The sequence below is a fragment of the Mucilaginibacter sp. P2_A4 genome (assembly GCF_056405015.1).
Genome location: NZ_JBFUCX010000010.1, coordinates 173838 through 200336, shown reverse-complemented (window position 1 = coordinate 200336; position 26499 = coordinate 173838). Strand labels below are relative to the sequence as shown.

Annotated in this window: 35 protein-coding genes; 6 read left to right on the top strand and 29 right to left on the bottom strand. The window is 41.2% G+C overall.

Annotation, left to right across the window (positions count from 1 at the left end):
- Position 1: 1 nt before the first annotated feature.
- The 20 genes from AC1DYB_RS19025 to AC1DYB_RS18930 form a co-directional block, all read right to left on the bottom strand.
- Positions 2-595, bottom strand: a complete 594-nt coding sequence (locus AC1DYB_RS19025) for a TlpA family protein disulfide reductase (protein ID WP_166091343.1) — start codon at positions 593-595, stop codon at positions 2-4.
- 2 nt (positions 596-597) lie between these two features.
- A complete protein-coding gene (locus AC1DYB_RS19020; protein ID WP_166091341.1) occupies positions 598-1932 on the bottom strand; it encodes an MBL fold metallo-hydrolase in 1335 nt (444 codons plus the stop codon).
- 13 nt (positions 1933-1945) lie between these two features.
- The gene (locus AC1DYB_RS19015; RefSeq protein ID WP_202985354.1) at positions 1946-2356 is read right to left on the bottom strand and encodes a DUF6691 family protein; all 411 of its coding nucleotides are present in this window, start codon (positions 2354-2356) and stop codon (positions 1946-1948) included.
- Positions 2353-2913: a YeeE/YedE family protein gene (locus AC1DYB_RS19010; protein WP_166091339.1), complete on the bottom strand. Its 561-nt coding sequence runs from the start codon at positions 2911-2913 to the stop codon at positions 2353-2355. The genes AC1DYB_RS19015 and AC1DYB_RS19010 overlap by 4 nt, the downstream gene beginning before the upstream one ends.
- A gap of 1 nt (position 2914) precedes the next feature.
- Positions 2915-3703, bottom strand: coding sequence for a sulfite exporter TauE/SafE family protein (locus AC1DYB_RS19005; RefSeq protein WP_166091338.1), 789 nt, complete (start codon positions 3701-3703; stop codon positions 2915-2917).
- Positions 3704-3762: 59 nt separating this feature from the next.
- Positions 3763-4371: a Crp/Fnr family transcriptional regulator gene (locus AC1DYB_RS19000; protein WP_166091337.1), complete on the bottom strand. Its 609-nt coding sequence runs from the start codon at positions 4369-4371 to the stop codon at positions 3763-3765.
- A gap of 26 nt (positions 4372-4397) precedes the next feature.
- Complete coding sequence (locus AC1DYB_RS18995) at positions 4398-5063, bottom strand: FAD-binding oxidoreductase (RefSeq protein WP_166091336.1); 666 nt, start codon at positions 5061-5063, stop codon at positions 4398-4400.
- A gap of 180 nt (positions 5064-5243) precedes the next feature.
- Positions 5244-5486, bottom strand: a complete 243-nt coding sequence (locus AC1DYB_RS18990; RefSeq protein ID WP_477437099.1) for a hypothetical protein — start codon at positions 5484-5486, stop codon at positions 5244-5246.
- A gap of 110 nt (positions 5487-5596) precedes the next feature.
- On the bottom strand, positions 5597-6493 hold the full coding sequence (locus AC1DYB_RS18985; protein ID WP_166091333.1) for a LysR family transcriptional regulator: 897 nt from the start codon (positions 6491-6493) through the stop codon (positions 5597-5599).
- Between the two features lie 17 nt (positions 6494-6510).
- Positions 6511-6657 carry a hypothetical protein gene (locus AC1DYB_RS18980; protein WP_166091332.1) on the bottom strand — a complete coding sequence of 49 codons (147 nt, stop codon included), beginning with the start codon at positions 6655-6657 and terminating at the stop codon, positions 6511-6513.
- A 90-nt stretch (positions 6658-6747) separates the two neighbouring features.
- Entirely contained in the window at positions 6748-7209 is a 462-nt protein-coding gene (locus tag AC1DYB_RS18975; protein ID WP_166583841.1) for a hypothetical protein, read from the bottom strand.
- Between the two features lie 11 nt (positions 7210-7220).
- Positions 7221-7964, bottom strand: a complete 744-nt coding sequence (locus tag AC1DYB_RS18970; RefSeq protein WP_166091330.1) for a substrate-binding domain-containing protein — start codon at positions 7962-7964, stop codon at positions 7221-7223.
- 13 nt (positions 7965-7977) lie between these two features.
- Positions 7978-9348, bottom strand: coding sequence for a beta-propeller fold lactonase family protein (locus AC1DYB_RS18965; RefSeq protein WP_202985353.1), 1371 nt, complete (start codon positions 9346-9348; stop codon positions 7978-7980).
- Positions 9349-9358: 10 nt separating this feature from the next.
- Complete coding sequence (locus AC1DYB_RS18960; protein WP_166091329.1) at positions 9359-9973, bottom strand: DUF305 domain-containing protein; 615 nt, start codon at positions 9971-9973, stop codon at positions 9359-9361.
- A 32-nt stretch (positions 9974-10005) separates the two neighbouring features.
- Positions 10006-10644, bottom strand: coding sequence for a peroxiredoxin (locus AC1DYB_RS18955; RefSeq protein ID WP_166091328.1), 639 nt, complete (start codon positions 10642-10644; stop codon positions 10006-10008).
- 24 nt (positions 10645-10668) lie between these two features.
- Positions 10669-11589, bottom strand: a complete 921-nt coding sequence (locus AC1DYB_RS18950) for a molybdate ABC transporter substrate-binding protein (RefSeq protein WP_166091326.1) — start codon at positions 11587-11589, stop codon at positions 10669-10671.
- 43 nt (positions 11590-11632) lie between these two features.
- Complete coding sequence (locus AC1DYB_RS18945; RefSeq protein ID WP_166091325.1) at positions 11633-12088, bottom strand: DsrE family protein; 456 nt, start codon at positions 12086-12088, stop codon at positions 11633-11635.
- Between the two features lie 11 nt (positions 12089-12099).
- Positions 12100-13203: a c-type cytochrome gene (locus AC1DYB_RS18940; RefSeq protein WP_202985352.1), complete on the bottom strand. Its 1104-nt coding sequence runs from the start codon at positions 13201-13203 to the stop codon at positions 12100-12102.
- Positions 13204-13229: 26 nt separating this feature from the next.
- A complete protein-coding gene (locus AC1DYB_RS18935) occupies positions 13230-13718 on the bottom strand; it encodes a hypothetical protein (RefSeq protein ID WP_166091324.1) in 489 nt (162 codons plus the stop codon).
- 109 nt (positions 13719-13827) lie between these two features.
- Positions 13828-14217: a YidH family protein gene (locus AC1DYB_RS18930; protein ID WP_166091323.1), complete on the bottom strand. Its 390-nt coding sequence runs from the start codon at positions 14215-14217 to the stop codon at positions 13828-13830.
- Between the two features lie 185 nt (positions 14218-14402).
- Here AC1DYB_RS18930 and AC1DYB_RS18925 point away from each other — a divergent pair, with 185 nt between their 5' ends.
- Both AC1DYB_RS18925 and AC1DYB_RS18920 read left to right on the top strand, forming a co-directional pair.
- Complete coding sequence (locus tag AC1DYB_RS18925) at positions 14403-14576, top strand: DUF3606 domain-containing protein (protein ID WP_166091321.1); 174 nt, start codon at positions 14403-14405, stop codon at positions 14574-14576.
- Between the two features lie 4 nt (positions 14577-14580).
- Positions 14581-15243 carry an MBL fold metallo-hydrolase gene (locus tag AC1DYB_RS18920; protein WP_166091319.1) on the top strand — a complete coding sequence of 221 codons (663 nt, stop codon included), beginning with the start codon at positions 14581-14583 and terminating at the stop codon, positions 15241-15243.
- 274 nt (positions 15244-15517) lie between these two features.
- Here AC1DYB_RS18920 and AC1DYB_RS18915 read toward each other — a convergent pair whose 3' ends face one another.
- The 9 genes from AC1DYB_RS18915 to AC1DYB_RS18875 form a co-directional block, all read right to left on the bottom strand.
- Positions 15518-16207 (bottom strand): ATPase, encoded by a 690-nt coding sequence (locus AC1DYB_RS18915; protein WP_166091318.1) that lies wholly within the window; start codon positions 16205-16207, stop codon positions 15518-15520.
- On the bottom strand, positions 16207-16605 hold the full coding sequence (locus tag AC1DYB_RS18910; protein ID WP_166091317.1) for a hypothetical protein: 399 nt from the start codon (positions 16603-16605) through the stop codon (positions 16207-16209). The genes AC1DYB_RS18915 and AC1DYB_RS18910 overlap by 1 nt, the downstream gene beginning before the upstream one ends.
- A 23-nt stretch (positions 16606-16628) precedes the next feature.
- Entirely contained in the window at positions 16629-17216 is a 588-nt protein-coding gene (locus AC1DYB_RS18905) for a hypothetical protein (protein ID WP_166091316.1), read from the bottom strand.
- Entirely contained in the window at positions 17213-18199 is a 987-nt protein-coding gene (locus AC1DYB_RS18900) for a relaxase/mobilization nuclease domain-containing protein (RefSeq protein WP_166091315.1), read from the bottom strand. Before AC1DYB_RS18900 ends, AC1DYB_RS18905 begins: the two co-directional genes overlap by 4 nt.
- Positions 18174-18578 (bottom strand): plasmid mobilization protein, encoded by a 405-nt coding sequence (locus tag AC1DYB_RS18895; protein ID WP_166091314.1) that lies wholly within the window; start codon positions 18576-18578, stop codon positions 18174-18176. The genes AC1DYB_RS18900 and AC1DYB_RS18895 overlap by 26 nt, the downstream gene beginning before the upstream one ends.
- A 220-nt stretch (positions 18579-18798) precedes the next feature.
- Complete coding sequence (locus AC1DYB_RS18890) at positions 18799-19440, bottom strand: hypothetical protein (protein WP_477437093.1); 642 nt, start codon at positions 19438-19440, stop codon at positions 18799-18801.
- 8 nt (positions 19441-19448) lie between these two features.
- Positions 19449-19796: a helix-turn-helix transcriptional regulator gene (locus tag AC1DYB_RS18885; RefSeq protein WP_166091312.1), complete on the bottom strand. Its 348-nt coding sequence runs from the start codon at positions 19794-19796 to the stop codon at positions 19449-19451.
- Positions 19797-19925: 129 nt separating this feature from the next.
- Positions 19926-20879, bottom strand: a complete 954-nt coding sequence (locus AC1DYB_RS18880; RefSeq protein ID WP_166091311.1) for a hypothetical protein — start codon at positions 20877-20879, stop codon at positions 19926-19928.
- Positions 20880-20881: 2 nt separating this feature from the next.
- Positions 20882-21958: a site-specific integrase gene (locus tag AC1DYB_RS18875; RefSeq protein ID WP_166091309.1), complete on the bottom strand. Its 1077-nt coding sequence runs from the start codon at positions 21956-21958 to the stop codon at positions 20882-20884.
- Positions 21959-22157: 199 nt separating this feature from the next.
- Here AC1DYB_RS18875 and hemW point away from each other — a divergent pair, with 199 nt between their 5' ends.
- The 4 genes from hemW to AC1DYB_RS18855 all read left to right on the top strand — a co-directional run bounded on the left by hemW (position 22158) and on the right by AC1DYB_RS18855 (position 25959).
- A complete protein-coding gene (hemW, locus tag AC1DYB_RS18870) occupies positions 22158-23279 on the top strand; it encodes a radical SAM family heme chaperone HemW (protein ID WP_477437090.1) in 1122 nt (373 codons plus the stop codon).
- Between the two features lie 197 nt (positions 23280-23476).
- Positions 23477-24025 carry a fasciclin domain-containing protein gene (locus AC1DYB_RS18865; protein WP_295717511.1) on the top strand — a complete coding sequence of 183 codons (549 nt, stop codon included), beginning with the start codon at positions 23477-23479 and terminating at the stop codon, positions 24023-24025.
- Positions 24026-24218: 193 nt separating this feature from the next.
- Complete coding sequence (locus AC1DYB_RS18860; RefSeq protein WP_477437088.1) at positions 24219-25100, top strand: cupin-like domain-containing protein; 882 nt, start codon at positions 24219-24221, stop codon at positions 25098-25100.
- Positions 25101-25293: 193 nt separating this feature from the next.
- Entirely contained in the window at positions 25294-25959 is a 666-nt protein-coding gene (locus AC1DYB_RS18855; RefSeq protein ID WP_477437086.1) for a hypothetical protein, read from the top strand.
- Positions 25960-26499: the final 540 nt, after the last annotated feature.

The window sequence follows — 26499 nt, the reverse complement described above, 5'->3', positions numbered from 1 at the left end:
ACTAACGGGACAGTTTTAATAAATAATCTGCAAATTTTGCACTACTATAATCACCTGCTCCTTCATGATGAAATACCAACTGCCCTTTTTTATCAAAGATAACGGTAATAGGAATTGAGCCACTCAATAAATTCTCCGGTATCTCGCTGTTGGCCTCGTAAAGGGGAAGGGTGAATTGATGCTTATTCATAAATGGCACTGATTTATTAAAGTCATGATCTGCATCTACCATGATAAAAACAATATTTTTATTGTGCTGCAGTTTTTCATAGAGCTCATTAACAGATGGCATTTCCGCTATACAGGGCGGGCACCATGTCGCCCAAAAATTTATAAATATGACCTTGCCTTTTTGATCGCTTAGGTTTAGTATTTGCCCGTTGGTATTTTGAAAAGTGATATTTGGCAAACTGGTATTATTAGTGGTTTTTATCGGCTGCGATATATCGGGTTGAAATAAACCGACCTGCATTAAACCGCGAATCAGTAAAGCCTTGGCAGAGGGGTTGAAAAAAACGATGAGTACCAATACAATGAAAACTCCATTCAGCATATTTGCAACGGTCAGCCTTTTACGAATGGATGATATACTCATGTTTATAAAAATGCTTTTATAGATTCACCAAGGTCATATACTTTTGTTTTATCGCCAAAAGCATTATTAATGATACTGCTGCCAGCCGCGCTGCGATAGCCACCAGCGCAATGTACAATTATGGGTTTATTAAAGGGTATTTCCGAAACTCTTTCCCTTAATTCGGGAAGCGGTATAGGAATGGCATTTTTAAAAACCGGGTGTTCCATCACTTCTCCACTATTCCTGATGTCAACAATGGTATATTCCGTTTGATTCGTTGAAAACCTATCTATGTTAATAGCATCCATTATTGCTGTTCCTGCCTGAAAAACAAATGCCCGTTCAATAAAATGCTCATAGCCAATCTTCGCGCAGCGCAAGATCAGGCTTTCGAGTATTTGCTCATTTTCCGCGACCAGGTAAAAGGCTTCCTCGGGTGCAATAATGCTCCCCAGCCAGGTTTCAAACTTGCCGCCATTTTGCAGGTTGATAGATCCCGGAAGATGCCCTTTTTTAAATTCTTTTTCAGCCCTTGTGTCAATGATATAAATACTGCTGTTTAGTATACCAGCCTGGCCAACAGGAACATTTTCAATTGCCTGCGCCAGGTTTCCTGCGCCGTGTCTATTTAATTCTACATCAAATGGGAAATATTTAGGAACAAAGGGCTGATCCTGCAAAAGCAGCTTCGTGAATTCGATTTCGTTCATGGGCTGCAGCGACCAGTTACTCAATTTTTCGGCGCCGATGGTACTACTGTTGGCTTCGCTTAATGCCTTACCACAAAGTGTTCCGGCTCCATGCGCAGGGTAAACAATTACGTCATTGTCCAGCACCATTAACTTATCCCGGAGTGAATGATACATTTTAGCTGCTAATTCTTCCCGTTTAGCGGGCAGGTTACCAGCACTTTCACGCAAGTCCGGCCTGCCGCAATCGCCGATGAATAAAGTATCACCTGTAAATACCGCTTTATCTTTACCATCGTGCATTAATACGATGGAGATACTATCAGGAGAGTGGCCGGGCGTATTTAGCACCTTTAATGTTATCTTACCAAAACTGACACTATTCCCATCATCAAAAGTTTGATGCGGATAAGCTGCGCCTACTAATGCAGAACAAAAAATAGTCGCGCCAGCTGTTTGATGCAATTCTAAATGCCCGCTTATAAAATCCGCATGCGGATGGGTTTCGATTACGCCGATGATCGTCGCTTCATTATTTTCAGCATAAGCCAAATAATGGCTTACATCCCGTGACGGATCTATTAGAATTATCTGCCGGTCACATTCACTTAAAATAGCATAGGAATAGTGAGACAGTCCTTTATCTTCAAATTGTTCGATTTTCATTTTATCTGTTATATTAATGACGCAATTTCTCCCTTAATAAACCATAAGTCCACGTTCCCGTAATCGCGCTTAACAGCGTAACGATAATTACGAAGAAGCCGCTGCCGATCTCGGCGAAAAGCGGTCCCGGACAAGCTCCGGTTATTGCCCAGCCTAAACCGAAAATCAATCCACCGTAGACATTACCCCAATGAAATGTTTTGTCAGGAATAACAATTTGCTCTCCGTGTACGGTCGTTAACTGAAACCGTTTGATGAGCTGAATTGAAATGATGCCTACAACTATGGCACTGCCGATAATCCCATACATATGAAAGGCTTGCAAGCGGAACATTTCCTGTATCCGGAACCAGGAGATCACTTGTGATTTGACGAGGATAATACCAAAGATCATCCCTACCACTAAGAATTTTATATTTTTCATAACTGTAATAAATAAGGTAAAACAAACCAGGTCATTACAAATCCTCCGATCATAAAACAACCCGTTGCTACTAAAGATGGCCATTGCAAATTCGATATTCCCATGATGGCGTGACCTGAAGTGCAACCTCCCGCATAACGGGTTCCGAAACCAACCAGAAAACCACCCACAACAATAAAAATAAATCCACGGAGGGTGAACAGCTGGCTAAAGCTGAATATATCCTGCGGCAATAACCCGCTGAAATCTTTTACACCTTCCTGCTGTAGCAACGCTGTCGTATGTGGATTGATATTTATCTGCCCGGTGTTGGAAAGCAGGTAGGAAGCGATAAAGCCGCCTATAATTATTCCGGCAGCAAAAAAGAGATTCCAACTTTCCTTTTTCCAGTCATACTTAAAGAATGAAATATTGGCGGGAATACAGGCAGCGCAGACCTGTCTAAGCGTTCCGGAAATACCAAAGGTTTTATTACCTAAAAGAAGTAAAGCCGGTACGATCAACCCGATCAGGGGGCCAGCCACATACCAGGGCCAGGGTTGTTTAATTAGCTCCATGTTATTTAATTAAAGTTGTGATCAAAACAAAAATCCCCATTAACAACACAAACCAGCCAAAAGCAGGCTTTAGTTTTGTTTCGCTTATATATTTGGTTAAATAGCTGCCCGTTATAATTCCGGCTATGGCAAATGCTGAAAACAGCAATAAGAATTTATAATCGATTGGGGCATGCCGGCTTACGTCACCCATTACGCCTAACAATGAACTGATGGTCATTACCATTAAGGATGTGCCTACCGCTTTTTTCATTGGTAAACCCGCGAATAGCACTAAGGAGGGAATGATCAAAAAACCACCCCCTACGCCAACAAAACCAGTGATGATGCCCACTAAAATACTTTGGATCACTAATTTAGTATAGCTCAACAGCGGGTCGGAAACTAAAATTTCTTTTTTCTTCCTGATCATAGAAATAGAAGCGGCCAACATTAATACCGCGAAAACAAGCATTAACAACACCGGTTTGGTCAATTCAAACGACCCCATATTGAGCAAATGATGCGGTAGGACGGGCATCACCCATTTACGCATGATGAATACAGCTATTAATGATGGGATACCAAATACAAAAGCTATTTTAAAATTAACATTACCTTTTCGGTAATGGCTTATCGCGCCTGCCGAGCTGGTTAACCCTACTACAAACAGCGAATAGGTTGTCGCTATAACAGGGTCGATCAGGAAAAAATAAACTAATATGGGAACAGTGAGAATAGAACCGCCACCGCCGATCAAACCTAAAGATAGACCTATTAATATTGCCGCCGCGTATCCTGCTATTTCCACTCATTTTTTGATTAGGAAACAAATGTACCAGGATGCAGACTGTGAAATGGTGACCTATGTTACAGAGGGATATTTAAAATGATTTTATTTCTGGAGAGCGTAATTAATTCCTGTTTTTCCATTTGTTTAAGCAGCCGGGAGATCACCTCGCGGGTGGTGCCCAATTCTTCGGCCAGTTGCTGATGGGTAATGCTGAACTCATTCGATCCGTAAACACTTGCTTTTCTTTTCAGCAAGGTCACGATCCGGTCGTCTAACTTTTGAAAGGCAACCGCGTTGATCACATCCAGCAATTCCTCGAAACGTCTATGGTAAAGTTTAAAGATAAAGTCCGCCCATTCCGGGTATACCTTGATCCATTCACTGGCTTTGGCAATAGGCAGCATCAACACTTCCGAATCTTCCTCCACCACTAATTTGACCTTACTGGTATCTTCATGTATCCCGGCCAAAAAAGACATAATGCAGCTTTCGCCGGGTTTGATGTAGTAAAGTAATATTTCCCGCCCGTCTTCATCTTCGCGAATCACACGCATGCTACCGGAAAGCACCACCGGGATAGACCGAATATAACTATTCGATTGCATCATCACCGTTTCAGCCGGCAGGGTTTTAAGCTGGCTGTTGGCTCGCAGTTCTTCTTCTAAAATTGCTCCGAATAGTTTCATAGAACAAAGATAGCGGAACTAACGGATTACTGTTCAAAAACTAAATAGTCAGGCGTTACCCCCTCCAGTTTTAAAGCTTCATTGATAGCAGACACCATTTGGTCCGGGCCGCATACATAGAAATGTTTATCGAAATTTTTAACTTCGGCTTGCAAAAATGCAGCATCTATCCTGCGATGGTCATGCGCAACATCGTTTTGACGAGTAGTTGTGAATATAACATTCTGGCAAAGCATATCCTGTAGCTCGTCGTGAAGAATAATATCCTGATCGGTCTGATTTGAGAAGAAAAGTTTATTTCCTTCCAGCTGCCCATATTGATGTAGTTGCCTTAATATGGCCAACATTGGCGTAATGCCTGCACCACCTGCGATAAAATACCCCGGCCCTTTATATTCAATAGCTCCCCAAACATCTCTTAAAATGAGTTCGTCGCCTTTTTGCAGCATATCCAAATGGTTAGTTACGCCCTGATGATCATTATAAATTTTTATAGTGAATTCAAGAAAACTATCATTATTGAGGCTGGTAAATGTAAACGGGCGTTTTTCTTCCTTCCACCCGGGGGCATTAATGGACAATTCGGTAGCTTGCCCGGCATTAAAATGATAGCCAGCAGGCTTTGTCACTCTAAATCGTTTTACATTGTGAGTAATGTCTTTGATCGAAATTATTTGAACGATGTTTTCCATTTTATAAGCGTTTTTTTTCAAAAAAATCCTGTTATATATAATAAGGCTTATTTACAATACCTGGCTATTATTCTGCTTGTTTTTGGTAAATAACCCTTTCACCTGGCAGGTCATTGTAAGTGCGCTTACTGCAAGATACATGGTCAAAGGAGCAATAAAGATCATCGTATGGGTGTGTAACTACCAGTCGATAGCGGAGAGTGTCGGCATAAATACTACGATTATTGCCCTTATACCCGCTTCTTTATAAGAAAGGTTTTGCGGTGCATCTTTATCAAACCAACCTGTTTTGGTTTTAATCCCAATCATTGCTTTGTCTTCCAAAGCGATATGTTCAACGTTTTTTACCGGGGCGTAACTGTAGTGACAAGATTTACCGGTAATTAAGATTTTGGGGTCGACTACTAATTGAAATGTTTTCATGATGTTTTTTCTTTTTGTTGATACAAATATCAATCAGAAAAACTCTCAATTTTTATCACACTTATTGATTTACAATAACCATTAGTTATTGATTAAACAGCATTATAAACTTAATGTGCCTTGTAAGTTTTGGAAAAACGCATAAATAATTCAGCCAGTGAGGATGGTTGACCGTGTAGCTGAATGAAATAAAAAGGCCGTTCTATATTAAAGTCTTTAACATCTACTATTTTCAAAGTATTTGCCTTAAGTTCATTTAATATAGACTGAACAGAAAGGAAGGCGAAACAACTGCTATGCATCAGGTACGATTTAATGCTCTCAGTTCCTCCTAACTGCATTTCTGTTTGCAGGTCGGATAATTTAATATCAAATGGCTTCAGCGCATGTGCAATAACATCCAGTGAACCTGACCCCGGTTCACGCAACAGTAAAGGAAGCGTTTTTAATTCTTCCGGCTTTATCATATCTTTTTTTATGATATTATTGGCCGTACTGCAAACCAGCACCAGTTCATCGGCAATAAATTCCTGGTATTTTATCTGCGGGTTACGATTTATTCCTTCTACCACTCCCAGGTCTATCTCTTTATTTAATAAAGCCTGTTCTATTTGCTCTGTATTACCCGTAACCAAGTTTACACGCGTGTCTGTAAACTTTTTATGAAACTGTGCCAGTACCGGAGGTATTACATACTGTGCGACGGTATTACTACCACCAATACGCAATACGCCTGAATGCTGTTTTATCAGTAGGTTCATATCGAATTCTAATTCTTTATAAATGGCCAATAGCTTATCAGCATATTGAAGCAACATATCACCCGCCGGGGTCAATACGATCTTTTTATTGCCGCTACGTTCAAAGAGGGTTGCCTTATATTCAGCTTCTAACTCTTTAATGTGTTTGGTAACCGCTGGCTGGCTAATATATAGCTCGGTTGAGGCTTTAGTGAAATTAAGCCTTTTGGCTACCGTATAAAATACCTGCAATCGGAAATCTAACATTTGGATGTATTAAAGTTTTAAGATAACCTGGCAATCATTAATATAAAAGGTAAAACTAAAAATGCGAAGGCTGCTATTATTGCCCCTGTGTTAATTGCTTTATCACCTAATATGATTGTTCTTTCTGTAAATTGGTGATGAGTTAAGCTTTGTAAAGTTTTCATGATCTGTTTGATTTTGTTAATCAAAGATCAATTATAAAAACACGCCATTTTCATCACCATTATACATGGTTGATAATGTAAAGTTATGGATTATTTGTTTAGAGATTTATTCAAATAAGCAAATAGCCATCCGAGTACCAATCCGAATAACCAATTCGTTATCATAAAATAACACATTCCTGCTAAGGAGAGTTTATAATTACCAAGCAAACCGTACCCTAAAAGTGGTAACACTATAAATCCATTAATTAGCCAGGGCAATAAAGAAAAAAGGCTGCCTTTAATCCATCCAGACATTTTTAGCAACCGGCTAAACCAGCAAATATAAATTATTACCATTACAAGTCCTGTAAGGTAATGAAAGACAACGCCAAATAATGAGGTATATAAAAAAGCAATATGGCCGGTTATTGGCCGGCCATATTGTAATAATAATTTTAAAAGTCCGCCACCTTCCGCCTTAATATGGATCATAGGTGCAAGTTGGAGCAATAAAGTATTTACCGAGATGGCGATAAACCCGGCAATTAAGGCGTCATTTAATAAAGGCATCTTACGCTTAATTATTCCCAACCCCATTTTTTAAATATCGCGTGACCCGCTGCGCTTTGAAGGAACTGAACAAATTGATTTGACTGCTGCCTTTGCTTACCGTTTGTCGTTAATGCTACGGGAGTACCACGGTACAAGAGTGATGAGGCCGGAAATTCTACTACCTGTGTAATACCTTTCAGGTTTTCATGCCATGAGGCATAAGTAATCCAGGCGTCATAGGTATTATCTTTTTTCCAAGCATCTATGCCCAAAGCGGTATTGGCGAACGAACCTGAGATATTCCGCTGGATATTTTCAATCAGACCCTCTTTTCCGGCAATATCTTCCCATAATCCAAATTGCCCTGCACCGTTCACATCTAAAATATGTATCCCCCGTTTGGTCAGGTCTTTCAGCGATGCAATATGTTTAGGGTTTCCCGGCCTGACCAAAATGGCTGCTCTTCTTTTATACAGCTCAACTCTTGTACCGACATCAACCATCCCCGGATGGGTCTGGATAAACTGGGTAAGCATATATTCGGCACCTCCATAGATCACATCGGCATTTTGCTGAGCCGGGGTCAGCCATTTAGGCTCGGGGCCTCCCGTTACGATTACAGGAATACCTGTCTTTGCGGTAAATACTTTAGCGCAATCCTGCATCGCCGATAGTGGGCCTCCCGGTCCATAGACGTGCAGGGTATCAGTTTGAGCGTAAGTTGCGAAACAAACCGCCATTATCATTGCGATACTTAAAATGTATTTTTTCATGATTATCTTCTAATTATTGACCTGCCATTACCGTAGTTTTATTGGCATCGTTGATCAGGATCACCATTTTATAATCAGCCATAGGCTTGCCTACACTCTTAATAATACCGGTAGACTGACCGCTGAAAGCTCCCTTGGCATCCGTTTTAAATGCATTGATTACATAATCTGTTTTGTAGGGCTGTTCGGTGGAATTGGTGAGTGCTAAAGTATATGCGGTATTAGCTTCCAGCTTTTTGAAATCCTGTTGTACCAGGTCGGTTAAGCCTACACTTCTTGCATTGAGCATGCCTGTAGCGCTGATCGCGCCGGTGCTTTTCATTTTAATTACCTGGCTTTTATTACCTGCATTCAGGGGTGATAAGCCCGTCGTAAGAGGTGTTACCGGTCCCGCATTAACAGCGTACAGTAAAGCCTGTGGGCACTGACCGATCGGGATCGTTTTTACAATGGCCATTTTTACCAAGTCCACTACCTGAACCTGATCATCATTCTCCAGCCCTACATAAGCAAATTTACCATCGCCGGAAGGCCATACGCCATGTGGTAATGAACCCGTGGTTATGCTATCCACCAGTTTGAAACCCTGGTTGATATCAAATACTTTCAGGGTGTTTTCGCCGCCAACGGTCACGAGCATTAAGGGCACCTTGTTGGTAACGGTAAACGTAACGTGATTGGTAATCGGGCCGGTATTGAACACTTTTTCTATTTTATTGGTGGCGGTACTGATCTGGGTTACCTTGCCAACGTCTTTATGGGTCATTGCGATCCATTTACCGTCAGGGCTGCAAAATATATTCGGCGAGAACGGGCTGACAACCGGGATACTTTTAACTACTTTATAGGTCGCCGTATTCACCACATCCAATTGCGCCGTAAAGCTGGAACATACATAGGCCCATTTTCCGTTCGGGGTAAAGGAAACCATGCCCGGCCCGTCTGCCACAGGAACTCGTTTGATCTCTTTCAGCGTGGCGGCATCGATCACACTGATGTAAGCTTCACCTCTTACCGAGATCCAGGCTTGTGTGCCCGACGGATTAAACGTAGCCTCATGCGGCGACCTTCCAATATAAACTGTTTTCAGTAACTTGTTGGTGGCAGTAGAGATAAATGTAACTGAGTTGGAGCCGATAGATACGGCGGCCAGTAATTGCCTTTTTGGGGTATAGCCCAGGCCGTGTACCAGTGCCTGGCCTTTATAAAGCGGACTTAAGATCTCCGGCTGGGGTTTTCCCAATACGATCTCACCCAGATAGGTTTGCGTTTTAGGGTCTATCACCGATACCGTATTTGAGATCTGGTTACCGGTGTACACACGGTCCTGTGCGCTTAATTTAGTCAGCGGCAATAACAGGAACAGGATCATTAATTTTTTCATCGGTGTTTGTTTATTGGATAGGTGTGAATTTCTTCATTTGATCAATTTCGATCTGCTCATCCGAGATAATACTTTCGGCAAGACGCTTGGTGTTTTTATCGGTCCCGTATTGCAACGCCACCTTAGCCATGTCAATAGCGGCCTGGTGGTGCGGGATCATGACTCGGGCAAAAGCATTGTCGTCGTTACTTAGCGTTTTATCTTTCGGCATTTGCTGCATCATGACCACCATCATTTTTTGATTGGCCTGTTGATGAGCTTTGCCTTTGCCGGCAAATGTTTTGGTATTGCGTAGCAGCAATTGCATTTGCTGGATCTGCACCAGTTGTTCGGCTTTGATACTTTTGGCCAGTTGGATCAGCTCCCGGTTTTTGCCGTGCGCTATTTCATAATTCGCCATATCCACAGCGCCCTGATGATGCGGGATCATCATCGCCAGGAAATCTTCATCGGCTGACGCGGTGGGTACGACCCTATCCATATTAACCATCATCTGATCCATCATTTTCAGGTATACGTTTGTTGAAGTAGGCATCGACATTGACATAGACATATCGTGATGCTGAGCTTTGGCTACACCAAAAAGCGACATCAACAAAATAACAAAACTGAGTTTTGGCATCATATAAAATGAATATTTATAAACATTGAACCAGTCTATTGTTTTGTCGGCTGCGGCGTATACCTTAAATAAGGTTTCACAATACGATGTCCTTCGGGAAACTTTGATTCAATATCTTCTGTTTTAACACCTAAGCCAATAATGACATCCTCGCCTGCTTCCCAATTCGCTGGCGTAGCTACGCTGTATTCGTCGGTTAGCTGTAAAGAATCTATCACCCGTAATACTTCATTGAAATTACGCCCGGTAGATGCCGGATAGGTGATCATCAGTTTAACTTTTTTATCAGGCCCGATGATAAATAAGGAACGAACGGTGGCTGTTGCCGATGCATTTGGATGGATCATATCATATAACATCGATACTTTTCGATCTTCGTCTGCAATAAGTGGAAATTCTACGCTGCAATTTTGGGTTTCGTTAATATCACTGATCCAGGCAAGATGCTTATCAAGCGGGTCTATACTTAAAGCAAGTGCTTTTACATTTCGTTTATCAAATTCGCTTTTTAATAGAGCAGTCTTACCCAGTTCAGTAGTGCATACGGGAGTATAGTCGGCAGGGTGAGAAAATAATACGCCCCAGCTATCGCCCAGGTACTCGTAAAAATCAATTTCCCCGATGGTAGTTTGTGCGGTAAAGTTTGGAGCTAAATCTCCTAAATGCAATGACATATTTTTAATGTTAATGTTCGTTTATTATTTGGTTGTAAATCCGTATTTGCGGTATATCGCTTTGGCTGCCGGGCTAACCAAAAAGTCCATAAAATCCCTGGCTGCCTGTGCATGCGGCGCATTTTTTAGTTGTCCTGCAACATAAGTCGCGTTGATATTCTGATCAGAAGGGATCTCGACCATATCAACCGGGTGTTTGATCATCACCTGGTAATAAGCCTCACTATACCATACCGGGGCAGCGTCCGATTGACCGTACATAATACGCATCGGTGATTGACGGTGATGGATCTGGGTAAGGTAAGTGGTACTATCCTTTAACTTATCTTCCATAATAGTCTTACGCAAAGATTCTGTACCTGCGAGTACATAAGCCTGCTCAATGCGTTTACCTATCCCTTCAAAATCCGGGTTCGGCATACTAACACGAATCGCAGCCTGCCCTAAATCTTTTAATCCTTTAATATTTTTCGGATTGCCTTTCTGTACCATTATAGCCAGACGGTTATAGGCGTACGGTTCGGTTTTGCTGAAGTATTCCGGCATTTGATCTGTACGGTTTTTTCCTGCAGTATATACATCAGGTTTAAGCGTAATACGCAGGTTTCCGATGGTGATCGAACCACCCATAATTTGTTTGGCTAAAATGCCCGGAGGCAACGTTTCCGCAAATACCCGCTGATATTGCGGATAAGCCTTCTTAAATGCCGCCATCATATCATCCAGGCACATAAACTGGTTACCGGCAAAGAACACAACTAACTGCGGGTCGTTGATGTCACCAAACAGGTCGGGAACATTATCAACCCCCGGCACGGTAAACATCACCTTGCTTTCCGGCGGAGTGTTCCAGGGCGGATCAAACCGGTGCTCCTGGGCTTTAACTTGGTTGCTGCATGCAATAAATGCTGCTACGCTAAACAATATATTTTTATAATTTTTCATTTGACTTTAATGTTTGTAAATGATTTTTAGAATGATAAGGAGGTTATGGATGAACGACAGCCCAGCCTTGATATTGACGGATGATAATCTCGCCATTACCGCTTGGTACGTAGGATACAAACGGGAATAGGTCGTTTTTATCTATTTTTCGTTCTTTGATCGTATTGCTGCATTGAGCTAAAACAACACCTTTGGCTTGCAAGTCTTTTAAGGTTTGCTCATATGCGCCGCTCTTCATATAAACGGCAACGCCATCGCCGAAGGCGATAAGCTCCACATGCAATTTGCCTTTCAGGCGGACATCTTCCAGCGCGTTGTCAATATTGCGCAGCGTGCCCTTTATTTTTTTATCGTCGTTTGAATTTAGGATGTATAGCGCATCGTAATGCTTCAATTTTGCTGTTGCGCCGGTAAAAGCTGCCGGATCGGTTTGGGCGCTTGCTGTTTTTACAAAAGTTAAAAAGGCAAAGGCTACTAAAATTAAGGTGTACTTTTTCATGGTTTTTATGTTTATGATTTTTTAACGGTTAATTCTTTTTGTGCGTCTTTGATTGGCTTAAAGGGGCCAAGTTTGTGCTGTTTTTCGCTAAAGGCATCCGCATACGGCCCAAAAGGAAAATCTATCGGTTTCTTTTTCAAATCCTTCCAGTCATTGTGCTGGTCTTTGTGCGGACGGGGTTGGGTGTTAATAAAGGCTGCTACGTTCCAGGCTTCTTCATCTGTCAGCTGTGGACTTTCATAAGTGGCGCCGAAAGGCATATTGTTTTTAACAAATCCGGCAAGATTGGTCAGCCTGTACATACCCGCACCATCATTATAACTATGCTTACCCCATAGAGGCGGATTGGTGTAGGATTTTTTATCGGCCGCTAACATGCCTTCTCCGTTATTGCCGTGACAGCTTTGACATTTCATGGTAAAAACCGCCTTTCCTTTTATCGGATCGGCAGCCCCATCCATGAAGGCCAACTTTTCTGTTGCACTTCCGAATAGTTTCTGCCCTTTTTTTACATCCTTACCGATCCATTTCATGTAGGCCAATATAGATTGGATCTCTTTTTTTGAAGTATCCGGTACTTTACCTGCCAGGCTGCGTTCAAAACATTCCGCTATTCGTTCTGAAGCTGGCTCTACCTTACCGCTGCGCCCACTCATTTTTGGATAGCTGGCAATGAAACCGGCGTAATCGTTTCCGAACAATTTAGTGCCGCCTGCAAGGTGACAATTCTGGCAGTTCATGCCGTTGGTAATATGCGCAACCGAACCCTGCGGGCCAAAATATTGAGATGTATGTACTAAAAGCTCTTTTCCATAACGAATCATGTCGCCTGCTTTTCCTGCCGGGATGGTGCTTTCATCCGGCGCTTTCCAGGCATCTGCAGGTATGGCTCTCGGCGTAGTTCCAGCTGCGGCAAGCGGAGATGAAGGAGCAGTAACACTGGTTGTAGCTGCGCCCTCATTTGCTTTGGGGCTTGCTGTAGTTCCCGATCCGTTATTGAATAAGGAAACTATTGTAATTGCCATACATGCTACAGCAATCAACGTAATATAAATCGTATAGCGTGATACCTTTACTATCGTTTTAACCAGTTCTTTTTCTTCTTCGGGTTGCATGATACTATTATTTATTAAGAGGATTATTATAATTCTTTTAAGCTTAAAAGAGCGCCGTTAATGTCGTAAATTATCTGGTAATCTTCCCATGAGCCGTAACCCTCGGTAGCCATTGTACTTCCGCTATGATTGTCAATGGTTAAAACATATAGCGTTCCGTTTTGGGTGGTAACTTCCTTGATCTCATCTTCATAGAATGAAGCATATTTGCTGTTCCTCAATGCAGTTTTAACTGCCAACGGCATGTCTTTGGTCCCGCTTAGCTTTATCGAACTTTTTAACCAGGTTCCGTCTGCAGCGTAAACAGCAGTTTGTTTTTTGTGGTTAAGCTTAAATTCTGCCTTGTAACCGGCTTTGTCCATTTTCCAATCCTTAAGTACTGCGCCGGGATATTTAGCTGTAAATTCAGCAGTAACTTGTTCTGGCGCTTTTACACCGCCTGTTGCAGCATTGGCGTTAATTGTAAATCCTGATACCATCAGGATAAGTGCTGTTTTGATTATTGAGTTTTTCATTTTGTAATATTTTGTTGTTATTTAATACATCAAAAGTAATTACAGAATGAAGGGTATTTTTATCATGATTAATGATGTTCAATAACTAAATGTTATTAAACAATTTTGATTATAGACCCGGTATCAGGTAGATCACTAATAAGGCACCTACTATCACAATAGCTAGGGTTAGTAAAAGTGAAGGAAGCTGTGATGGCTTATAGGCCTTATTTAAGAGTTGCTTTTCCGTATTTCGATATCTCAAGTACGAATACAAAGCCATAAAAGCACCAATGGCCACCAGTAAGATTCCAATTTGTGTAGAATAACCTTTGCCGGGTAACACGGTTTGTTTAGTATTCAAGACTAATGAGATCTGTTTAATAAAAAGCGCAAATTTTACCACCACAAAGCCGAAGCCCATTATGGCAACACTGGTCCTGATCCAGGCTAAAAATGTTCTTTCATTAGCGAGGTGGTCGCTGGGGTTTGAGGTTGGCTTGTTTTCTTCGGTTGACATAAGTGTTTCATAAACAACAAAATGTTTAATTAGTTAGCAACGATTTACTTTATAGGACGGTAAGCCACGACAATTAAGCTATTGAGGCTTTACTAATTATAAGATAACTCGTTAAACAAGTATAATCTCAGGTAATGAAACCATAACTTGTGCTTAATGTTATTGAGTAGATAAATAATTAAAACATGGATGAATCGATAAATGCTAAAGAGCGCGACGAAAGGGAATTTGAATCAAGTGAGGCTTATGATTTTGAGTATTGGGCAAAACACTTTAAAATTTCAGTCGATGAATTAAAGTCCGCAATAAGTAAAGTAGGAAACTCTACAGAAGAAATAGAAAAGTATTTAAAAAAATAAGGTAGTGAAGATTACAAAATACATTCATTCTTGTCTTTTATTTGAAAAAACTGGCTTTAAAATTCTATTTGATCCTGGAAAGTTTTCTTTTGCTGAAGGGTTAGTCACAGCGGAAATGTTTAATGATGTGCAATCGGTGATTATCACCCACAATCATCCCGACCATTTGGATATGGAGAATTTGAAAAAGATAATTGAACTAAGTAAGGCTACTATTTATACTAACGCAGAAGTTTCGAAAGAACTTTTTGCCAATGGTTTGGAAAGTATTCTTGTCGAAGAAGGCGAAATGACAATTGGTCCTTTTAGTTTGGATGTTTTAAATGTTGCTCACGAGCCTATATTGGATAGCCCCTTCCCGGATATGCAAGCTTACGTTATTGACGATACAATATTGAATCCGGTTGATTCGTTTGAGCTAAAGCTTTATGCATATGAAGGAATAAATTTATTGATTCTTCCAATCATGGCACCCTTTACTACCGAACTGAAAGTTGCTGAATTTGGCGACAAAATTCATCCAAAGCATATACTTCCGGTTCACGACGGCTATGCGAAAGACTTTTTTCTGAAGCAACGGTATGAGAACTACGCTAAACATTTCAAGAAGAGAAATATTGAATTTTATGCTGCCGGAGAGGCTGGGTTTAGTGTAGAAATTGATTAAAGGTGGCTTTCCTGCTTGTCCTTACTATCATAAAAATGTTCCTTTATGATAAGGTTCTTGTTATTAAAGACATTTCTTTTACAGATAAAATTCTAACTTAATTAGTAGTTGAATTCACCATCCCATTTTCAACGCTTAGGCACCAAAAGCGCAAGGTGGATGAAATGTCAAGGCCGAAGCACCGCTAAAAAACAAATTAAAATGCTTCGCTTGTATAGCCTTTACATTTCATCCGCCGGTCGGTAACTTTGCCGAGCGCGGTGAAATGGAATGTTTACCGACCAATTCCACGTGATTGATCTTTTTTATTTTCTTGATTCTGTTCGGGTTGCTGCTTGTCCATGATTTTTGCATATTGATTTAACTCAGCAGTTTTTACAAGGTCATTCGCCCAATCAGGAATTAATTCTGCTCGCTCCTCAATTTGGCCAGCCTCGATTGTTAAATAGGAGGTTAGCTTCCTATCTAACTCATTTGATGCAAAGCTCTTCACTAAGTGAACAGAGTCGAAATCTTGATAGTATTTAGTCAAATTCTTCAATCCCATTTCATAATTAGCTTTTATATTATCCAGGCTAACCTGATGACCACCATTCGCCACCCGAAGTTTTACGCGTTCGATAGAAGCCTCCAGGCTATCAAGTCCGAAAAAGATGAGCCTGGCTTGATAACCGGATTTTTTAAATTCAGTTACAGAGTTCATCACCTCTGAGGATCTGAAATTAGTTTCAAAGGCACAATCGAGCGACTGTTCCATTGCTTTATTCTTCCAATCGGAAAATATATGCCCATTTACGGCTTCGTAGAGATTGCCACTATCGGTGGACGGGAATTCTTTCTTTAACAATGCAAACTCCTTATCACCGTCAAATATGGGCGTACCAGGCAAAAGCATACTCGCCGACAGCGTGCTCTTACCGGCACCATTGGGTCCGGCAAAAACATACAATTGTGGATGCTTCATTAGAAACTTCTCCTGATAGTTTGGGTTTGGCCCGTATCCGCATTTACTTTTACAAGTTCACGGTGGTCAGTATATTGATGTATAAAGACATCTTTGTCTTTGCAATATGTATCGTCCTGATAAATATTATATAATCCTTTTTGCAGGTGTTCTGCTTCAACCTGTTCAATTTCCTGATCCAGCCAATTATTCTGCTCTTTTAAAGAACGTTCAAAAATCGGTTTAAATGTTAATTGATCCATTAGTTGATGCAGTTCAGAATTTTTATCTACCGTAGGTGCTATCTTTTTCCATTGCTCCAATGGAATTAATACACCAATTGGCTCATGTTTAGCATTTATAAAAATGCTAAGTTCGCTGTTCTTCTCAAACTTATTCAAATTTAACGTTTTGTTCATTGTCTTACAAATAAAGGGTTCACTTATTCTGTTTTGTCTGTATGGTGCAAAAACTGTTTTATTCTTCCAGCTTTCATTTTATGTTTTTTAAAAGTTTTATTTGGGGAGAACCGGTTAACAGTATCTCTAGTTGATATATTTTCAGCGTTGTTTTTCAGTTTAAATTCATATGCTTCGAATGCGAAGCCCATTGTCGTACCTGTCAATGCGGCTACCAGTAGGATGAGTATGCTGCAAATGATAAGCAGCCAACTTGTCTTTGGATCAAAGTAACGTTTAGCCAATGCCCTTATATCTATATTTAAGGCGTCTATTTTATCTATAACTTTTTGGAAGGATGCAGTGGACGTTTCTTTGCCGGATTCGGCATAAGCTTTTTGAATTTCCGCAAAGATCTGTCCGAACTCTTCACTGTAGTCAGGTATATAAACCTCAGGATAATTCGTTTTACTTTCCATTGCTTTAATTATAGGAACAAGGTCTTTAATATTCTCTATATGCTCTTCGAGTTTTACTTGTCTTCTTTCCATATCCGTGTTGGTTTTGACTAAGGTGTCAATAAGTTCATCTACTCCATTTATCCTTTGGTTTAGTTCATCTATTTCTTTCATCTTGATATTCCTTTACTTTGCTGTTGTTCATTTTTCTTTCGCCGTCTTCTTTCCGGGCTGTCATCGTCGTCGGCTATATTGCCAAGCATGCCACCTAATAAATCCGCTCCTGCTGATAGCGATTGCCTCAGGTAATGGGTTTCCGGCTCCGGCTTTAAATAAGTTATTTTTTCGGTCTTGTCCTGGCTTTCTCTTTCCTGCTTTGCGTTTTCCATTACTTCTCTTAGCTGGTCTGCCAAACTCTTTTCCGGTTTAGCCTGCTGTTGTTCTATTGCCTGGCTAAGCTTTGCATAACTTAAACTCCGGTCTATCTCTGATCCTTTAAATCTATATTCGCCTTTACTGAAACTGATGCCCTGTACCTCAGTGGTGCCGCTCTTATATTTCAAATAGGTAACAATACCCTGTTTAGCTAATACCTGCTTTAGCTCATTGATATTTTTTACTTTTTTGCTGGCGGCCCTGATGGCATCGAATAATTCATATTTAATTTTATCCTCACCTTTAAGCTGCTGGCGGTTAACGCGCTCTTTACCCGATGACAGGTAAAGGCCATGCTTTAAAGTCAATTCTTTAGCAACCTGTACATTGCGCTGTTTTTGAAAGTTATCGGATATGGTTTTACCATTATTACTTACCCGGTTGTAAACGATGTGGATATGCGGATGATCTTTATCTTGGTGTTTTACGATTAAGTACTGCGTGTCCTGTATCTTCATTTTTTGCAGGTACTCTTTCGCCAATGTCACCATTACCTCATCGTTCAGCTTAGCGGCATCGTTAACGCTCCAGCTTAAAGCAATATGTCCAACTGCTTTTCCTAAGTTGGGATTGTATTTTCGTTGCAGGTTAAAATCGTTGATGATTTGATTAACCTGTTGCATTCGTACGCCAGCTGCATCCAATACCACTGCATCATTTTTTTGTACCACATAGCGGATGCACCCGCCAAAGCTTCTACCCGTTATCACTTTCCCTATCATTGTTATTGAGCTGTTTTAAAGTAATATCTATCTCTTTCAAAATTTTATCGCAGTTACGAACTACCGTCAATAAACCTACCTGGTGCGCAAGCTTTGTCAATTGATTCAGGTTATTGGCAAGCTCGGCAAGCATCCAAAGGATGCGCCGCTCATCGTCTGTTAAGCGGGGAACCACCTTGGCACTTTTGGCTGCTGCTCTTATCCAACTGCTTGAACGCATGCCTGCGGTTTTGGCTTTGCTGTCAATATAAAAGCGCTCGGTCGCTGTCATCCTGATACGTATAATCAACTCCCGTTTAACCCTTTTCTTTGGTGCGCCTCCTTTGTTTTTGGGCTGGGTTACCGGTTGTTTATTAGTTGTCTTAACTGTTGCTTCCATCGGTTACCTCCTTACTTTTTCTTTCGTTTTTCCCTTTTGCAACCATCGGGCGCAAAAGGCAAGTTTGCCCGGTGCCGACAGGCATCCGGGATGTTTTTGTGGCAACAAAAACACAAACTTGCTCCTTACAAGCGGATAAAAAACGGCCATTCGCCGTTCGCCCTTTATACCGATATACATCTATACAGCAAGCAGTATTTGCTGATGAAAAAAAACTGGTTTACCGTCCCAACCCCAGCCCCTTTTCTTCAGGCGCTTCGCGCCTTGCCTCCGCTCGCAAAGCGCCCCTCCTTTGGGCGCTCAGGTAATCGTTCACATCGTTATAGCCTTTGTAAAACTCGCTGGCATCAATGCCGTTGATATCTGCTTGTCTCAACTTTTCTGCGGCGGTTTGTCCGGCCTTGTCGTTGTTTAAAAACAGAAATACATCTTTGTAACTTTTCAAAAAAGTGGTCTTGCCTGTATTCCGTTCGGTGCTGACCAGGCAAAGGATGGGCAACATCTGCATCGGTATTTCGAGTAGAATTTTTAAATAATCCAAACCGTATTCGAGCTGGTCGCCGAAAATATGGCCCAGGTAGGCCAGCGTCCGTTCTGGCTGGCCAATCTTCGGAACATGTATAAATGGATGATACCGATTATAAAAATTGCCGATAAACCGCTTGTAATGCAGGTGTGACGGTACAAAGCAAAAGCCATCATATTTCGGTATACCGGACAGATAGCTCTTGCCATGATCTTGCTTAATGCACTCTACCGAACAGGGAAGGAGCAGTGTCATGCGGTCACCCGAAGCGAGGGGCTTTTGAACGATCTTGTAATAGGCCGTGCCGATTCGGAGATAAGGATATTCCTGTTCCATATTTCCCCTTATTTTCTGCGCAAACGGCGTTTAAAAACAAAATTTTCTGCTTTCTCGGCTATGTCTTTGTCGGTTAGCCTTTTATGGGACATCAGCCAGCTAACGATCTCCTTTTTAGAGAACCTGACACCACCGTTAGGAAGGACAATGCAGGGAATCTTTCCTGCAGATTTTAACTGGTAAAGGGTTTGGCGTGCGTAACCCGTAGTTTTCTCTGCTACCTCATAGCCTCCTATTTCATCTTCGTCGCTTGGCACCAGTATTGGTGCGGGCAAAGCTGTTGCGGATTCTTTTAAAATGGTCAACAGATCTGATACTTTAAGATCTATTACCCTGGTGTTTTCATTGATATTCATTCGACCTCCGTTTTGGTTAACGGAAGCAAAAAAATAGAACAAAATAGACCTATACGACCGATTGGGCGGTATCGTACGAACGTACTTTATGTCATGCTTGGGTACATTATGGAGTTCTATCCAAAACGTTTATTCTTTAAGGATTGATTTATATACCTCGACATAATCATCGGGTAAGGTTTTAAATCTTTCGTTCTCTAATACGACAAGTCCTTTGTTTTGACCGATCATAAAAACGGAATGCAATAATCCCCTATGACTTTTTTTCAAAATATCCTCCGAAAGTATTTTCCGGTCTTTAATGCAGTATTTAAGGAAACCTGCCAGCGTTTTGTCGGGCGCACCATTACGTATAATTTCGGTAAGCGCTATTTTTCCCTGCTCATTATATTTAAAAAGTGGCCCGCTTTTACTATGCCTGTTTAGGTCTTCTATTAATTTTTTAAATGCCATTTCCTTTTCTTCTACTGTTTTACCTTGCCGCCAAAAATCATAGAATGACTGCGGTTTACGCAATAACTGAAAATCCTCCTTGTCTATCTGAGCAAGTGCAGAAAGTTGTTTTTGCCAGTCCTTGCTCCAAAACAGATAGAAAACAGCATTGATATTTTTCTTGTTTCCGTCGGGAAAAATCTGACCAATCAAGACGTAGCCGATAAAACAGGTAATAATAAATCCCAAAAGACTTATAGCAACAAAATACGTACCTTTAGAATAGACACCGAAACCCAAAAACAAAAGGCCGATCAACAAAAATGACAGGCCATAGAAAATCATCAGCAGGTAGTGAAAAATACTTATATTGATATAAAACAAGCGAAGCTTGTTAACCTCTATCGGGTCAAGACCCTCAAAAGTACCCTTAACCTGCAATAAACGCTCCTGTGTCGGCAAATGATGAAAACGGCCACTAAGTTCATCCTGCCAGTTTTTAAAACTTACCGATAAAAATAATTGGACGGGTAATAGCCAAATGCCTAATACGCCAAAGGTAATAATCAGCGGCAAGCGTATTCCCGGAACCAAAAGGTAGACCAGGGTAAACGCTATTACTAAACCGATTTCAAAAAAAACCTTTTTCATATTCAAAGTTTAGGAAATTTCAACATTTCGTTTCGTTTCTTTTCGTCAACGATTTTAGCATAGATTTGGGTCATTTCAATTTTACTGTGTCCCAGCAGTTCTTTCATGGTATATATATCGATTCCAAAAGTCAGGCCAATGGTTGCAAAAGTGTGCCGGGCAGCATGGAAATGGAGGTTTTTTTTCAGACCGGCTTCCAATGCCCAAAATTTTAAGTAAACATTTACCACCTGACTTGTTGGCAAATCCCAAAACACTTTCTTATTTATAGGATGCTTGACCACTTTTGCAATAATTATTTTTGCTTCATCGGCCAATGGTACAGTAACAATTTTCTTTGTCGTTTTTGCCGGTCGAAAAATCAGCTGTTCGTTAACAATTTCATCGTAATGCAATTTCTTAATATCCGAAAACCGCAAACCAGTAAAACAAGAAAATATAAAAGCTTCCCTGATCTGGCTGTTTCCTCTTTTGGGAACGTAATTAGCTAAGGTTCTTACTTCTTCAATAGTGAGCGTGGTGCGCTCCGAGTCTTCCTCCTCGATAATCTTAAAACTACCAAAAGGAGAAGTTTGAATAATCCCTTTAATTACCAGTTTATTGAAATGCTGCCTGAATACGGACATGTAGGCATTAGTTGTATTTCGGCTAACCTGATTAAGCAGGTAACTCTGAAACTTATCTAAAAATTCTTCATCTACTTCCTGGAATAATATGGTTCGTTTGGGGCAATACTTTCCAAGATGAATGATCAGGCATTCCAGTTTATAATTAAATTTCTTTGCAAGGCATTGATCAAGATAGTCCTGAAGATAATAATTGATCTTGGCAGGTTGCTTATAGCCATGCTCCGAGAAATTCAGTTCGTCCTCTCTTTTATTACGAAGTGCTTTAATAATCTTCAGTTTTTCTTTATCAGGCTCGCTAACACGGCTTGCTGCATCAGAATAGTCTTTATCTACATAAATCTTAAGAAACTCGTAATTGCGTTTACCTTTACCCTCACCAGTATTGGAATAGACATCCAAATAAGCACTAAATTTGCCTGTGCTTAGCTTTTTGTATCTAATAGTTACCATGACTTATTAATTACTGTTTATTTGTTACTTTTGTTACTCGTCAAATCTGAATAGTAACACCTGAGTAACAAAAGTAACATAAAATAGAATAAAAAACAAAAGATTAAGAAAGCTATTAAAACATTTTTAACATTGACAATCAATACATTAACATCATTAACCTATCCCATTCTTTATGGGATTATATACTCTTAAAAGCATGGCAGGCATTTACATTCATATTCCTTTTTGCAAGCAGGCATGTCATTACTGCGATTTCCATTTCAGCACATCGCCAAAGTATAAGGACGAACTTGTACAGGCCCTGGTAAGCGAGATCAGGCTACAAAAAAACTTTTTAAACGGCGAAACGGTAGAAACCATCTATTTCGGCGGCGGCACCCCATCAGTGTTAGCGGCCGATGAGATCCACCTGCTCATCAATACCGTTACGGAGTTTCACACCGTATCATCAACGGCCGAAATTACACTGGAGGCTAATCCTGATGATTTGGATGTGGCTAAAGTGAAAGCTTTGCGCCAAACAGATGTAAACCGTTTCAGCATTGGCATACAATCTTTTTTTGATGAAGACCTGGTTTGGATGAACCGGGCACATCGCAGCCGGGAATCAGAATCGGCAGTGAAAAGAGTACAGGATGCCGGTTTTGAAAACATCACAGCCGATTTGATCTATGGCTACCCCCTGCTAACCGATACCAAGTGGAAACAAAACCTGGATAAGATGTTCGAGCTTTCCATTCCGCACATTTCGGCATACTCCATGACGGTGGAACCGCAAACAGCGCTTGCCGCTTTTATCAGCACAAAAAAGCAGCCCCCCATGAACGATCAGCAAAGCGCCGCCCAGTTTATGGTGCTGATGCAAGCCATGGCCGATCATGGTTTTGAGCACTACGAGATCTCGAACTTTGCCTTGCCCGGTCAATATTCAAAACATAACTCCAATTACTGGCAAGGTGTAAAATACCTGGGCATAGGCCCATCGGCACACTCCTACAACGGCGAAGTAAGGCAGTGGAACATTGCCAACAACGCCAAATACACGCAAGCTATTGTAACCGGTAAAATACCCGCCGAAACAGAGACACTGACCGAAGAGAACCGCCTGAATGAATACATCATGACTTCCATACGTACCATGTGGGGACTTGACCTGGACAGGCTTAATACAATAGCAAAAGGCTCGGCTGATCAATTGCTGATTTCGGCAGGGAATTATTTCGACAGGGAGTGGATCACCCAAAAAGATAATATCATTTTCCTTACAGCTACCGGTAAGTTATATGCGGATAACATTGCCGGGGGATTGTTCTTTTAACACAGTATACCCTAAAAAGGTGTAAGAAACATCCCGTCCCTCTAAATCCAACTCCACTAACTACCCGTATCTTCTTATAAATAACAAACAACTAAAAGCCGGTTAAACGTCAAGAGCTCGTGACAGTTTAATCAGCTTTAAAACAACCAACCAGGCACCCTTGTGCTATTTAACCACATTTATAAGAAAACACGACAATGAAAAAATTAATCATCGCTGCATTTGCAGTAGCAGCTTTAGCAGTAACACCAAAAGCAAACGCGCAAAATAAAATGGTAGGTGGCGCGGCCATGTATCCCACTAAAAATATTATTGAAAACGCTGTAAATTCAAAAGATCATACCACGCTGGTAGCAGCAGTAAAAGCCGCGGGTTTGGTTGAAACACTTTCATCTGCAGGCCCATTTACTGTATTTGCACCAACTAACGAGGCTTTTAATAAATTACCGGCTGGTACTGTTGATAACCTGGTAAAACCAGCTAACAAAGCAACACTTACCAAAATTTTAACTTACCACGTTGTTGCAGGCAAATTAAGCGCTGCCGATTTAGTAGCCAAAATAAAAGCAGGCCATGGTAAAGCCGAATTAAGCACAGTAAGCGGTGGCACTTTAACCGTTATGGCGAAAGGCAAAAAACTTTACCTGGTTGATGAAAAAGGCGGCAAATCATGGATTACTATTGCCGATGTAAACCAAAGCAATGGCGTAATACATGTAGTGAATACCGTTTTAATGCCCAAATAAGTTCTTTACTGCAGGCGGGCTTTAATACTAACCCGGTACTGTAAAACCAAAAACAAAGGCCGGATGCATTTAGCGTCCGGCCTTTGTTTTTGCAAGGAAATTATACCATTTGAAGTTTTATTTCGTTCCTTTGTTTACTTTTTGGTAATATGAAGTAATTGTTAAAATAAACACACCCGGAAAGCACCCCTATATGAGTTTTATACTTAACCCGATTGATACCGTTGAAAATATTTCTCCCGAGGATTTTAAGAAGAATTATTTAAACCCACGTCGCCCTTTGGTAATTAAGGGACTAACCAAAAGCTGGCCTGCCCGTGAAAAATGGACCCCTGAATATTTAAAAGAAGTTGTTGGCAAAAAGGTTGTGCCTTTATATGATAACTCCAAAGCTGATCCATCAAAACCCATCAATTCATCAGCAACAGAAATGCCTTTTGATGATTATATTGATATGATCCGCACCCAACCTACCGAGCTGCGTATCTTTTTCTTTAATATTTTTAAACAGGCGCCGCAGTTATTGGATGATATTGTACTACCTAAAGACCTCATGGGTGGCTTTTTAGAAAGCATGCCGGCCATGTTTTTCGGCGGCTCAAACTCCGTTACTTTTTTACATTACGATATTGATCTTCCGCATATTTTCCATACCCATTTTGGCGGACGCAAACATGTGATCCTGTTTGAGAATAAGTGGAAACGCCGCTTGTACTGTATCCCCAACGCTACTTACGCGCTGGAGGATTATGATGTACAAAATCCCGACATTAAAAAATTTCCGGCCCTTGATGGTGTGGAAGGCACCGAGGTATTCCTGGAGCATGGCGATACCCTGTTTATGCCAACCGGTTATTGGCACTGGATGAAATACATCGACGGATCGTACTCACTAAGTCTGCGTGCCTGGGATGCATCATTAACCCGCAAAGCTGCCAGCTTATACAACCTGGCTATCAAAGGCGGTGTTGATAGTGTACTAAAGATGGCCTTCAAAGAAAAATACGCCAAATTTCGCGAGGAACTGGCCGTTAAGTGGGCTAATAAAGAACTTGCAGCCGGCAAACCTTTATAAGGTTAGGTCCGGGTTTCGGGATGCCTGTTGCGGGCTTTTGATAAAGAATTATTTATAGCGATGAGGGGTCCTCATCGCTATTTTTGTTTTTGAGTGTAAATGTTGGCTGTGAGGACACAGCCAACGGATTATGCCCGTCAACGCACATCTTTGATTATAGTTATTTATATCTTTAGGGAAAATCCTTATCCTTATGATTTCCGAGAAATTAAAACTTCACCTGGGCAACTATGTCAAGATCACAAGAACAGTAGCCAAAGGTGTCGACGAAACAAGCAGCGGATATATTCTTGATTATTCTGATGATTTTGTTTTGATGCAGGAGGCTGGTGATTTTACTCTTCACGGCTATATTGTTTTACCTGTTAACCAGTTAAAAAAGATTCGCCATAACAAATATGATAAGTGTTTTAAAAAAATAATGATTGCCGAAGGCGAAGCTGATAAAGTAGGTATCAACTACAAAATTGACTTGAGTAGCTGGCAAACAGTTTTTAACAGCATAAAAGATATCCCACAAAATGTAATTGTTGAATGTGAAGATCCTAAGATCGGCAGTTTCACCATCGGCCCCATTGTAAAGGCAAATAAAAAAAAGATTAATATACAATACTTCGACCCTACCGGCTTGCTTGATGAAACGCCTACATATGTCAATTATGAAGATATAACCAAAGTTTCCTTTGATAGCAGATATATTAATGTTTTCAGTAAATACTTAAGGGAGAAAAAAAGCTTAAGGCCGTTTATACAGCAAAAGTTGGCTGTGAGGACACAGCTAACGGAGTATCGGTGTAGATGTTCGGAAGATTTGTTAACGGATTTTCAATTCCCTCCCTCGGGAGGGGCGCGGCTGTAATGTGCGCAATGGCAGGGAGGGGTTTCGCCGACATCCATCTGCGACGTGCCTGAACGCCTGATTTAACCCCTACCTCCTCCTTCCCCGAGGAAGGAATCGCTCATTGCCCCTACCTTTTTTATTTCTTCCGAACATATATGGTGAGGACTCAGCCAACGGGCATCGGTGTAGATGTTCGGAAGATTTGTTAACGGATTTTCAATTCCTTCCCTCGGGAGGGGTGCGGCTGTAATGTGCGCAATGGCAGGGAGGGGTTTCGCCGACATCCATCTGCGACATACCTGAACGCCTGATTTAACCCCTACCTCCCCCTTCCCCGAGGAAGGAATCGCTAATTGCCCCTACCTTTTTTATTTCTTCCGAACATATATGGTGAGGACTCAGCCAACGGGCATCGGTGTAGATGTTCGGAAGATTTGTTAACAGGTTTTCAATTCACTCCCTCGGGAGGGGTGCGGCTGTAATGTGCACAATGGCAGGGAGGGGTTCCGCCGACATCCATCTGCGACGTACCTGAACGCCTTATTTAACCCCTACCTT

Excerpts from the sequence above, each read along its gene's own strand:
- AC1DYB_RS18880 (WP_166091311.1), bottom strand. The coding sequence starts at position 20,879 with ATGAAAAAGGTTTTTTTTGAAATCGGTTTAGTAATAGCGTTTACCCTG.
- AC1DYB_RS18910 (WP_166091317.1), bottom strand. The coding sequence starts at position 16,605 with ATGAACAAAACGTTAAATTTGAATAAGTTTGAGAAGAACAGCGAACTT.
- AC1DYB_RS19015 (WP_202985354.1), bottom strand. The coding sequence starts at position 2,356 with ATGAAAAATATAAAATTCTTAGTGGTAGGGATGATCTTTGGTATTATC.
- AC1DYB_RS18915 (WP_166091318.1), bottom strand. The coding sequence starts at position 16,207 with ATGAAGCATCCACAATTGTATGTTTTTGCCGGACCCAATGGTGCCGGT.
- AC1DYB_RS18890 (WP_477437093.1), bottom strand. The coding sequence starts at position 19,440 with ATGGAACAGGAATATCCTTATCTCCGAATCGGCACGGCCTATTACAAG.
- AC1DYB_RS18995 (WP_166091336.1), bottom strand. The coding sequence starts at position 5,063 with ATGGAAAACATCGTTCAAATAATTTCGATCAAAGACATTACTCACAAT.
- AC1DYB_RS18975 (WP_166583841.1), bottom strand. The coding sequence starts at position 7,209 with ATGCCTTTATTAAATGACGCCTTAATTGCCGGGTTTATCGCCATCTCG.
- AC1DYB_RS18865 (WP_295717511.1), top strand. The coding sequence starts at position 23,477 with ATGAAAAAATTAATCATCGCTGCATTTGCAGTAGCAGCTTTAGCAGTA.
- AC1DYB_RS19020 (WP_166091341.1), bottom strand. The coding sequence starts at position 1,932 with ATGAAAATCGAACAATTTGAAGATAAAGGACTGTCTCACTATTCCTAT.
- AC1DYB_RS18970 (WP_166091330.1), bottom strand. The coding sequence starts at position 7,964 with ATGAAAAAATACATTTTAAGTATCGCAATGATAATGGCGGTTTGTTTC.
- AC1DYB_RS18965 (WP_202985353.1), bottom strand. The coding sequence starts at position 9,348 with ATGAAAAAATTAATGATCCTGTTCCTGTTATTGCCGCTGACTAAATTA.
- AC1DYB_RS18960 (WP_166091329.1), bottom strand. The coding sequence starts at position 9,973 with ATGATGCCAAAACTCAGTTTTGTTATTTTGTTGATGTCGCTTTTTGGT.
- AC1DYB_RS19025 (WP_166091343.1), bottom strand. The coding sequence starts at position 595 with ATGAGTATATCATCCATTCGTAAAAGGCTGACCGTTGCAAATATGCTG.
- AC1DYB_RS18990 (WP_477437099.1), bottom strand. The coding sequence starts at position 5,486 with ATGAAAACATTTCAATTAGTAGTCGACCCCAAAATCTTAATTACCGGT.
- AC1DYB_RS18955 (WP_166091328.1), bottom strand. The coding sequence starts at position 10,644 with ATGTCATTGCATTTAGGAGATTTAGCTCCAAACTTTACCGCACAAACT.
- AC1DYB_RS18860 (WP_477437088.1), top strand. The coding sequence starts at position 24,219 with ATGAGTTTTATACTTAACCCGATTGATACCGTTGAAAATATTTCTCCC.
- AC1DYB_RS18855 (WP_477437086.1), top strand. The coding sequence starts at position 25,294 with ATGATTTCCGAGAAATTAAAACTTCACCTGGGCAACTATGTCAAGATC.
- AC1DYB_RS19010 (WP_166091339.1), bottom strand. The coding sequence starts at position 2,913 with ATGGAGCTAATTAAACAACCCTGGCCCTGGTATGTGGCTGGCCCCCTG.
- AC1DYB_RS18885 (WP_166091312.1), bottom strand. The coding sequence starts at position 19,796 with ATGAATATCAATGAAAACACCAGGGTAATAGATCTTAAAGTATCAGAT.
- AC1DYB_RS18900 (WP_166091315.1), bottom strand. The coding sequence starts at position 18,199 with ATGATAGGGAAAGTGATAACGGGTAGAAGCTTTGGCGGGTGCATCCGC.
- AC1DYB_RS18935 (WP_166091324.1), bottom strand. The coding sequence starts at position 13,718 with ATGAAAAACTCAATAATCAAAACAGCACTTATCCTGATGGTATCAGGA.
- AC1DYB_RS18930 (WP_166091323.1), bottom strand. The coding sequence starts at position 14,217 with ATGTCAACCGAAGAAAACAAGCCAACCTCAAACCCCAGCGACCACCTC.
- AC1DYB_RS19000 (WP_166091337.1), bottom strand. The coding sequence starts at position 4,371 with ATGAAACTATTCGGAGCAATTTTAGAAGAAGAACTGCGAGCCAACAGC.
- hemW (WP_477437090.1), top strand. The coding sequence starts at position 22,158 with ATGGCAGGCATTTACATTCATATTCCTTTTTGCAAGCAGGCATGTCAT.
- AC1DYB_RS18895 (WP_166091314.1), bottom strand. The coding sequence starts at position 18,578 with ATGGAAGCAACAGTTAAGACAACTAATAAACAACCGGTAACCCAGCCC.
- AC1DYB_RS18985 (WP_166091333.1), bottom strand. The coding sequence starts at position 6,493 with ATGTTAGATTTCCGATTGCAGGTATTTTATACGGTAGCCAAAAGGCTT.
- AC1DYB_RS18940 (WP_202985352.1), bottom strand. The coding sequence starts at position 13,203 with ATGCAACCCGAAGAAGAAAAAGAACTGGTTAAAACGATAGTAAAGGTA.
- AC1DYB_RS18950 (WP_166091326.1), bottom strand. The coding sequence starts at position 11,589 with ATGAAAAATTATAAAAATATATTGTTTAGCGTAGCAGCATTTATTGCA.
- AC1DYB_RS18875 (WP_166091309.1), bottom strand. The coding sequence starts at position 21,958 with ATGGTAACTATTAGATACAAAAAGCTAAGCACAGGCAAATTTAGTGCT.
- AC1DYB_RS18925 (WP_166091321.1), top strand. The coding sequence starts at position 14,403 with ATGGATGAATCGATAAATGCTAAAGAGCGCGACGAAAGGGAATTTGAA.
- AC1DYB_RS18980 (WP_166091332.1), bottom strand. The coding sequence starts at position 6,657 with ATGAAAACTTTACAAAGCTTAACTCATCACCAATTTACAGAAAGAACA.
- AC1DYB_RS18905 (WP_166091316.1), bottom strand. The coding sequence starts at position 17,216 with ATGAAAGAAATAGATGAACTAAACCAAAGGATAAATGGAGTAGATGAA.
- AC1DYB_RS18945 (WP_166091325.1), bottom strand. The coding sequence starts at position 12,088 with ATGAAAAAGTACACCTTAATTTTAGTAGCCTTTGCCTTTTTAACTTTT.